The organism is Azospirillum picis, from assembly GCF_017876115.1.
Classification (GTDB): domain Bacteria; phylum Pseudomonadota; class Alphaproteobacteria; order Azospirillales; family Azospirillaceae; genus Azospirillum; species Azospirillum picis.
The window spans coordinates 61364-70127 of the sequence record NZ_JAGINO010000032.1; the positions used below are offsets into that span (position 1 = coordinate 61364).

Below are 8764 nucleotides of genomic sequence, written 5' to 3' on the forward strand. Positions count from 1 at the left end.
CTGAGAATGCAATATCATGAAAGTAACTCCGATTGATGAATTTCTGCAATCATTTCACTCATCAACGCCTCAATAACGTCGACTGAGGCGTTGATTGATAGAGATATCGACCGCTCTCGCGCCTCCTCAGCCATGCGCCGCCACAATTCGGGAGTTTGGGAGAGTTTTGTCAGTGCCGCAGCGAGTTCCTCGGCGCTGTGCTTGCTGAAGTGTAGCCCATTGATACCGTGATGCACCACCTCGGGTTGCCCACCGGTCGCACTGGTAACAACGGGAAGCCCTGCTGCCATCGCCTCAACCGGTGCAATCCCGAAGGTTTCATCGACTTGGCTTGGAAACACCAGCACATTGTGCCGTGCAAATTCCCTCGCCAGACCGCGTCGGTCGAGAAAGCCGGTGAATTTGACCTTGTCGGCAACGCCCGTGCGGACTGAATACTGACGGATGGAGTCCACGAAGCCCTTCGACAATGTGTCGCCGGCAAAGGTGCAGGTGAAGTCAATCCCATCCCGCTGGAGCAGGGCCAGGGCCTGCATCAGCACATGCGCCCCTTTGTACGGCATGACGATGCCAGCAAATATGATGCGCAGCTTATCCTGGCGTGGCAGCGGATCGCGATAGAAGAAGGAGATGCGCGCTCCCGGATAGAGGGTCGTGCATCCGAGAAAGGCATGACCTTCGGCCTTGAGGTTCTCTCCCAGCCAAGTGCTGGCTGGCGCGGCCCGATACAAAGGCGTCTGTGGCGTCTGTGCCGGTTGGTAGCCCGGGGTGGAGTTGCCGAGGCTGTGGATGGTTGGGATTCCGGCGTTCAGCAGCGCATTGATGACGCCGAAGCCAATAAAGTCGATGTTGCCGAGCAGGCATGCATTGGGGCGGAAACGCCCCACCCAGTCGCGCACGCACTGGACATTCGATGCGAAGGCCCTGTGGACGAAGGCGGTATCGGGATTGAGCTTCGCCCCGCCATCGCCATAGCTGCCGTACAGCGTCAGATCGCGATGAACAACGTCTTCAAGGGTACCGTCACTCTCGTCCGGCCGGCTCAGGTAGGGAGCGTCGCCGGTGACGACCACGATCTCATGGCCGCGCGCGCGCAGCACGGAGGCGAATTCCCAGAATTTGCGCCCGTATCCCCCCATCTCCTGGGGCGGGAACAGGTTGTTGATCACCAGGATGCGGCGTGGTTTGTCCGTGGGCTCGACCATGGGATGGACACGGGCCATGTGGCGGCGGACCTGGGGATCGTCGGAGAGGACCTGCATCAGCCGGCCATACCAGATGCGATCGGGTTCGGAATGCGGCCGCAGCGACCCGAGATGGTCGAGCGCGAGCAAGGCCTCCCGTGCCTCATCGACAGGAAGCTGCCCCCTCTTGCTTGCGAAGCGGGCGAGCGCGGAAAGGGCATCCGCGTTGTCGCGGTCTGCCCGGATCGCGCTACGCAGCAATTCCAGACAACGTTCCTGATCGCCCAGCTCGTTGGCCAGGGCAGCCAGCTTCAGCAGCGCCCCCTCGTCGGCCTCACCGGCCAGCACCCGCAGCTTGGCACGTGCGCCCACGGTGTCGCCGATGGCAGCTGACGCCCGAACGGCGCGTTCAGGGGTGGTGCATGAAAACACGCGGTCTGCCAATCGCGCCGCAGTCCAGCCCCACCGCCCAAGCCTGCCGCTCAGCTCGGCCAAGGCAGGGACCGTCCAGCCCTCGCCGATCGCCAGGATCAGGTGACCGCGGAAGCATCGCAGAAGGGTTTCGAGTTCAGTTGGAGCCTGCTCCGGGCTGATCAGAAGAAGGTGATGAAGGGGAAGGACGTGTCCATCGGTGGCGCCGGCCATCCGGCTGAAGGCGGGGCGCTCCTCGGGAAACGCGTCAAGGTCGGCGTGGCGGTGGACGGACAGGCGCCTCAGATCGGCAAGATCGGCCGCAGCGGTCCGACCCACTGCATCATCCGGGGCAAAGACCCGGATGCCGGCGGAACTGCGGTGGACGTCCTGCACCGTTTCATAGGCGCTCAGGCGTGGCCAGAGTGCGGCATGCGGCACGGGGACACTGCCTGTCTTCCGGCCGTCATCCAGTGTGAATTCCGGTCGCTCGCGGCCTTCGAACACTAGATCGAGGAAGGCCTCGCTCTGTGCGTCGGGGCTAAAGGCGGCCTCGACATGCGCCCGGCCGCGCCGGCGGATGGCAAGCGCCTCGTCCGGATGATCCAGGTAATAGCGGGCCTTGTCCGCCAGATCGTCGGGCGTGTCGTACAGCACGCAATGCTCGCCGTCGCGCAGGATGCGCTCGAGTCCGGACTCAGGCGAGAGGCGGTCGGTAAACAGCAGGCCGCCCGCTGCGAGAATCTCGAAGGTCCTGAGATTCACGTCACCGTTCAGGCTGCAGTTGAGCGCAATGGCCGCGGCGGCGTAGGCATCAGCACTTTGGTCTTGTGGGCGCTGCTGGATGTCGAGGGGCAAGCCGCGCTTCGTCAGCTCCTTCATCAGCCATGAGCGATAAGGATGGAAGCGGCCGACCTGCCCGACGAAGACCATCCGCTCACTGTCGGACACAGCCGGAACGTCACGGAAATAGGGCCGCCACGTCAGGCAGGGCAGCCAATGAACATTGGCGAACCCGGCATCACGGAAGAAATGCAGATGGTGCCGGTTGTGATCGGACAGGATGAAATCGAAGCGTTCGCTCTGCGCATACTCCATCATCCGCCGCAGCGGTTCCTTCAGGTGCTGGGTGTCTCCCAGCACCAGGACCTTGGGGCAGTCGAAGACGTGCAGGTTGCGCGGATAGCTGCGGTTGGTGGCATCGGTCTTGACGACGACCACGTCGGGCTTTTGCGCCGCCGGCAGCTTCTCGGCGAGCACGCCCATATCCCATGCCCCGACCGGTGTGCGCACCGAGCGATAGCCCCAGGCATCGCGTTCTTCCGCCGCGTCCGGCCCGCAGAAGATTTCCTTCTGCGAAAACATCACCGGGCGGTAGTGCGAGCGGGCGCTGAGATAGGACGCCAGGACGACCGGCTCGCGTCGGCCTGCAGTCTTATCAGGCGGGGTCATGGTAGGGTCACCGCTGTAACGTCACAAACACGCGTCCAATACCGGATCCGGGTCTTTTCGGCCACTCCAATCGCTGTGAGGGGAAACTCGCCCGCCGTCGGGCGGCGGCCTGCGGAACCCTGCTTGCCGCCGGAGCCGAATGCTCAGACCGCCGGCTGGGCCATATGGGTGCGGTACCAGTCGTAGGTGCTCTTGATGCCGTCGCGCAGATCGATGCGGGCCGTCCAGCCCAGCTGGGCCAGCCGGTCGACGTCGAGCAGCTTGCGGGGGGTGCCGTCCGGCTTGCTGGTGTCCTGGACGAAGCGGCCACGATAGCCGACCACCTCGGCGATCAGCTCGGCCAGTTCGCGGATGGTGACGTCGGTCCCGGTGCCGACATTGAGCGGCACGTCGCCGGAATAGGTCTGCAGCAGGAAGACGCAGGCGTCAGCCAGATCATCGACATGCAGGAACTCGCGCCGCGGCGTGCCGGTGCCCCACAGCACCACCTCGTCCAGCCGATCATGCTTGGCACGGTCGATCTTGGCCAGCAGCGCCGGCAGGACATGGCTGGAGGCGAGGTCGAAATTGTCGCCGGGACCATACAGGTTGGTCGGCATCGCGCTGATGAAGTCGCAGCCATACTGCTGGCGATAGGCTTGGCACAGCTTGATGCCGGCGATCTTGGCGATCGCGTACCATTCGTTGGTCGGCTCCAGCGCCCCGGTCAGCAGAGCATCCTCGCTGATCGGCTGGTCGGCCAGGCGCGGGTAGATGCAGGACGAGCCGAGGAACAGCAGCTTGGCCACGTCGCGGCGATAGGCGGCGTGGATGATGTTCGTCTCGATCGCCAGATTGTCATAGAGGAACTCGGCCGGCCGGGTGGCGTTGGCCAGGATGCCGCCGACCCGGGCGGCGGCGACCACTACGACATCCGGCTTCTCGGCGGCCATCCAGGCCTCGACCTCGCTTTGGCGGCGCAGATCGAGCGTCTCGCGCCCGGCGGTCAGGACGGTGCAACCCTCGCCGGCCAGGCGGCGCACGACGGCGGAGCCGACCATCCCGCGGTGCCCGGCCACCCAGACGCGGCGCCCGGCCAGCGAAAAGGGGATCTCAGCCATGATTGCCATAGCGCGGGGCCTCCAGCGTGAGTGCCTTCAGATCGGACTCCACCATCTCGCGCACCAGCTCGGGGAAGCTGGTGCGGTGCACCCAGCCCAGTGCCTTGCGCGCCTTGCTCGGGTCACCCAGCAGCAGATCGACCTCGGTCGGGCGGAAATAGCGCGGGTCGACCTCGATCAGCGTCTGGCCGGTCGCCTCGTCGATGCCCTTCTCCTCGATGCCGCTGCCGGTCCAGGCGATGCGGCGGCCGATGTGGGAGAAGGCCAGCTCGACGAACTCGCGGATGCTGTGGGTCTCGCCGGTGGCCAGAACGTAATCGTCCGGCGTGGGCTGCTGCAGGATGCGCCACATGCCCTCGACGAAGTCACGGGCATGGCCCCAGTCGCGCTTGGCGTCGAGGTTGCCGAGATACAGTCTGTCCTGCCGGCCGAGCTCGATGGCGGCGACGGCGCGGGTGATCTTGCGGGTGACGAAGGTCTCGCCGCGGGTCGGGCCCTCATGATTGAACAGGATGCCGTTGGAGGCGTGCATCCCGTAGGCCTCGCGGTAGTTCACCGTGATCCAGTAGGCGTAGAGCTTGGCGGCGGCGTAGGGGCTGCGCGGGTAGAACGGCGTGGTCTCGCGCTGCGGCGTCTCCTGCACCTTGCCGTAGAGCTCCGAGGTCGAGGCCTGGTAGAAGCGCACCCGCTCGCTCAGCTTGAGGATGCGGATGGCCTCCAGCAGGCGCAGCGTGCCGATGCCGTCGGCGTTGGCGGTGTATTCCGGCGTCTCGAAGCTGACCTGGACGTGGCTTTGGGCAGCGAGATTGTAGATCTCGGTCGGCTGGACCTCCTCCACCACGCGGATCAGGTTGGTGGCGTCGGTGAGGTCGCCATGGTGCAGGACGAAGCGGACGTCTGGCTCATGCAGGTCGCGGTAGAGATGGTCGACGCGGGCGGTGTTGAAGGAGGAGGAGCGGCGCTTGAGCCCGTGCACCCGATAGCCCTTGGCGAGCAGCAGCTCCGCAAGCAGGGCTCCGTCCTGGCCCGTGGCGCCGGTGATCAATGCGACCTTGTCAGACATACGCTTCCATCCTTCCCTCAAGGCCCCTCCCCTTGCCGGTTTGCAAGTCTCGCTGGAGGCAAGGGCGGCCGAAGCCCTTTCTAATTCACCAGTTGACCGGCAGCGTCAAGCGACACCCGTGCGTCGCGCAGCATTGCGCTACGATCGGGTGTGGGGGGATGGTCAACTGGCCACAAGCCCAAATACCCCATTGCCCAAGAGGTGAAAGGCCATGTCGGACAGAAGGGAGAGGGCTTAATGCCGCCGGGCGGCGAGGCGACAGTGTCTGGCTTCAGCAGCGCTTTCCATTACGGCTTGATGGTGATAGCGGCAGCGAACCAGTGCCATTGAAGTCAAATGCCCTTTTGGGTTTTCGGGTGGATGCCCGAGAGGGAGAGTCGGCAAGCGCCCTCTTGCCTGCTTGTCCGGCTTGAGCGTAATAGTAACGCACCCCTTTCCATCCCCCGCTCCCGGAGCTGCCTTGCCGTGATCACCATCGCTCTCGCCAGCAATAAGGGCGGTTGCGCCAAGACCACGACGGCTTGCGCGCTTGCCACTGACTTGGCGCTCGACGGTTTGCGCACTTGCATCCTCGACTGCGACCCCAACCAGCATGCCGCCGCGTTCGGCCGGCGGGCCAGCGTGCCGGGCTTCGCCGTCGTCCCCAACGTCGGCGAGGAGACGGTGATCGAGGAGATCCGCAATGCCCGCAGCACCTGCGACTTCCTGATCCTGGATCTGCCTGGCGTCGCATCGCGCCTGACCATTCTCGGCATCGGCAAGTCGGCCTTCGTCATCGTGCCCTGCCAGCAATCGGCGCCGGACCTGCGCGATGCGCTGCGCACCAACCACCAGATCGACGAAACCGGCGACATCGGCAACCGCCAGATCGGGCGGGCACTGCTGTGGACGCGCGTCCCGTCGGGTTTTGAAAGCCGGGTGGCCAAGCAGATCCGCGCCGACGGCGAGACCCGGATGCCGACCTTCTCGGCCAGCGTGATGGAGCGCACGGCCTATAAGGAGATGCTGCTGACCGGCATCCCGCCCCGGGTGTCAGCGCCGGAGAGTGCCGCGGCCGCCAACATCCAGGCAGTCAAGGCCGAACTGCTCGACCGCTTGGCCAGCCTCGACGCCGCCGTCCGCACGGAGGCACTCGCATGAGCAAGCCTCGCCGCGAGCGCCCGCCCCTGCCCTCGGCACTCGATGACGAGGACTTGGTCCCGTCGCGCACCGAGTCCGCCCCGGCCGGCCGGCCGGACCTGTCGGCCCTGGCCGCCCTTGCCGACAGCGTCGACGACCAGCGCCTGCTGGCCGGCACCGACCAGTTCGCCGCCGCCTCCGGCCTTCCCTCATTGCGGCCGCTGGCCGGTCGCCATGCCGTAGCCCCGCCCTCGCCTGTCGTGCCGCCGGTCCCGGTTGCACCGCCACGCGAACCGACCGAGGAGTTCAAGGTCACCGTGCCGCGCTACCTGAACCGGCAGCTTGCAGCGGTTGCCGCCGACCGGCGGGTCACCAAGCAGTATCTGGTGCTGGAGGCGCTGCGCGCCGCCGGCTACCGCCTGGACGAGGCCGATCTCCACGAGGACGGTCGCCGCTATCGCGGCCGCCGCGCCGCTGAGCGGGACAGGCGTCCGCCAAGCCGGGATTGAGGCAGGCACCAAGCGATGAGCCGTCAGGGCAAGAGAGCTCTTGCCCTGACGGGTAGTAGGGTTCTAGTGGGCGAGCTCGTCCTCTGCAGAGAGGCGCTTTCGCAACGCCGGAGAACCTGGAAGCAGCCCCAGCGGTCATTCGGGGAAATGGGTACTTGCCCTCTTGCCCGTCAGGTCGAGAAGGCGTTCCTCGAAGTAGTGCAGAACCACATCCGGCGGCTGGTCGGCCTCCGTCAGCGCGGTAGCGGAGCAGGGCCGGGAGAATTTGGCCAGCTGCCGGTCGAACGAGTTCCCCGCCCGCCAGACATAGACGGCGGTTTCATTGCCGACATACCACCCCTTCAGCACCCGGTCGGCTAACCGGCGGTAGACGACGTCTTCGAAGTTGCGGAACGGAGGGAAACCACCAAGACGGAGATGGGCATCGCGGCGGATGGCGAAGGGACCGACGGCGGCGGCGGAGATCGCCGGGATCCAGCTCGGCTCGATCGGCTGGCTGGTGGTGAAGCGGGTACAGACGAAGTCGATTTCCGGCCGTTGGGCAAAGGCCTTGGCGCACACCGCCAGATGGGCCGGCAGATAGTGGTCGTCGGCATCGAGAAAGCACAAGATCGCCCCCGTCGCCTGGGCCGCCCCGCTGTTGCGCGCGCACCCGGCTCCCTGGTTGTGTGCATGCCGGATCACCCGGACCGGCAAGTCGGTGCTGTCTTGCGCCTGCGCCACCTCCACCGTGCGATCGGTGGAGCAATCATCCACCACGACGACCTCGCAGGCGATCGGCACCGCCTTTGCCTGCGCGTAGGCGACGGCGCTACAGATGCTGGACAGCGTCCGAGCAATGGTGTCGGCCGCGTTGTAGGCTGGGACAACGATCGTGAAGGGCAATGGTGTGCTCATGGCCGCGCACCCTAAGCGAAAATCGAGCTCGCGCAAGGGGCCGGTTCGGGTCTGATCCAGCTCCGCGCCACCAGGATGTTCAGGATGCGCTGCTGCTTGAAAGCGGTCAGACCTTCTTCACGTCTTTTTCCGGGATCCTGCACCCCTTTTCTGAGCTTGCTTCAGCAGAAGTGCCTTCTGCTGCGCCTGGATCAGTTCGGCTTTGCCGATGCGCTCCTTGAGGCCGGCCACCTCACTTTCGTAGCGCAATCGGTTCACCCGCATCTCTTCACGTAGTGCTCGCACCATCCCATTCGAGCGGTACAGAAGCAGCGACAGGTTCTTGATGGATGACAGCGCTTCCCTGTCATAGCTGTGAGACGGTGGATCGAAGCCGGCAATGGTCCTCATCAGCGCTGCGGTGACCAACCGCGCATCATGATGGGCGTGGATGAGGTCATGCCCCACCCCGCCCAAGGCGGGCGTGTAGCGCTCGAAATCCTTCCGGAGCTCGTCAGCGCTTGGTGACAGCCGGATGGCCGTCCCGGCAAAGCCGTCGGCCTCCAGCCGGCTGTAGGTATCGGCAGTCACCCAGCCGTCGGAGCCTGAATGTTCGTGAACATAGGCCGGCCGCGCACAGGCCATCGCCTCCAGGATCGACCGCCCATAACCGACGACGATGTCGGCTTTGGCGATCTCGCTTGCCACCGCCATCATCGGTTCGAGATGGCCGCAGCGGTGCCATTCCAGCTCATGCCCGGACCATGCAGCCCGGAGGTGGTCCGAGCCGACGTAAGACAATCTGGCGTAATTGCCGAGAAGCAGCACATGGGCCGGCCGGCTGTGAGCCCAACCGCGAGGCAGGAAGCGGTAGAGATCGATGGGTTGGCGGATGCGGATGACCTCCCCGGCCCCGGCACAGCTCCGGGCCAACAGCGCCAGCCGGTCATTCGGCGCTAGCACTACTTTGGCAGTTCTACTCCCGCCTGCGCGGGACGAGCCAGCACCGACAACATGGACATCGGATCGGCGCGGTCTGATGAATGTGCG

Annotated in this window: 7 protein-coding genes; 2 read left to right on the forward strand and 5 right to left on the reverse strand. The window is 65.3% G+C overall.

Features of this window, described 5'->3' with window-relative positions; translation table 11 throughout:
- Positions 1–14: 14 nt before the first annotated feature.
- The 3 genes from J2850_RS28845 to gmd form a co-directional block, all read right to left on the reverse strand.
- A complete protein-coding gene (locus J2850_RS28845; RefSeq protein ID WP_209990195.1) occupies positions 15–3047 on the reverse strand; it encodes a glycosyltransferase in 3033 nt (1010 codons plus the stop codon).
- Positions 3048–3190: 143 nt separating this feature from the next.
- The gene (gene fcl / locus J2850_RS28850) at positions 3191–4156 is read right to left on the reverse strand and encodes a GDP-L-fucose synthase (protein WP_281415099.1); all 966 of its coding nucleotides are present in this window, start codon (positions 4154–4156) and stop codon (positions 3191–3193) included.
- Complete coding sequence (gmd, locus tag J2850_RS28855) at positions 4140–5210, reverse strand: GDP-mannose 4,6-dehydratase (RefSeq protein ID WP_209990197.1); 1071 nt, start codon at positions 5208–5210, stop codon at positions 4140–4142. Before gmd ends, fcl begins: the two co-directional genes overlap by 17 nt.
- A gap of 465 nt (positions 5211–5675) precedes the next feature.
- On the opposite strand from gmd, the gene J2850_RS28860 reads away from it, so the two are divergent.
- Positions 5676–6350, forward strand: a complete 675-nt coding sequence (locus J2850_RS28860) for a ParA family protein (protein ID WP_209990200.1) — start codon at positions 5676–5678, stop codon at positions 6348–6350.
- Positions 6347–6838, forward strand: a complete 492-nt coding sequence (locus tag J2850_RS28865; RefSeq protein WP_209990203.1) for a hypothetical protein — start codon at positions 6347–6349, stop codon at positions 6836–6838. The genes J2850_RS28860 and J2850_RS28865 overlap by 4 nt, the downstream gene beginning before the upstream one ends.
- Positions 6839–6973: 135 nt before the next feature.
- On the opposite strand, the gene J2850_RS28870 is transcribed toward J2850_RS28865, so the two are convergent.
- A complete protein-coding gene (locus tag J2850_RS28870; RefSeq protein ID WP_209990206.1) occupies positions 6974–7735 on the reverse strand; it encodes a glycosyltransferase family 2 protein in 762 nt (253 codons plus the stop codon).
- A 117-nt stretch (positions 7736–7852) separates the two neighbouring features.
- The coding region (locus J2850_RS28875) for a glycosyltransferase family protein (protein ID WP_209990209.1) at positions 7853–8764 on the reverse strand (912 nt) is incomplete at its 5' end.

Coding starts and splice junctions, on each gene's coding strand:
- J2850_RS28845 (WP_209990195.1), bottom strand. CDS start 3,047: ATGACCCCGCCTGATAAGACTGCAGGCCGACGCGAGCCGGTCGTCCTG.
- fcl (WP_281415099.1), bottom strand. CDS start 4,156: ATGGCAATCATGGCTGAGATCCCCTTTTCGCTGGCCGGGCGCCGCGTC.
- gmd (WP_209990197.1), bottom strand. CDS start 5,210: ATGTCTGACAAGGTCGCATTGATCACCGGCGCCACGGGCCAGGACGGA.
- J2850_RS28865 (WP_209990203.1), top strand. CDS start 6,347: ATGAGCAAGCCTCGCCGCGAGCGCCCGCCCCTGCCCTCGGCACTCGAT.
- J2850_RS28870 (WP_209990206.1), bottom strand. CDS start 7,735: ATGAGCACACCATTGCCCTTCACGATCGTTGTCCCAGCCTACAACGCG.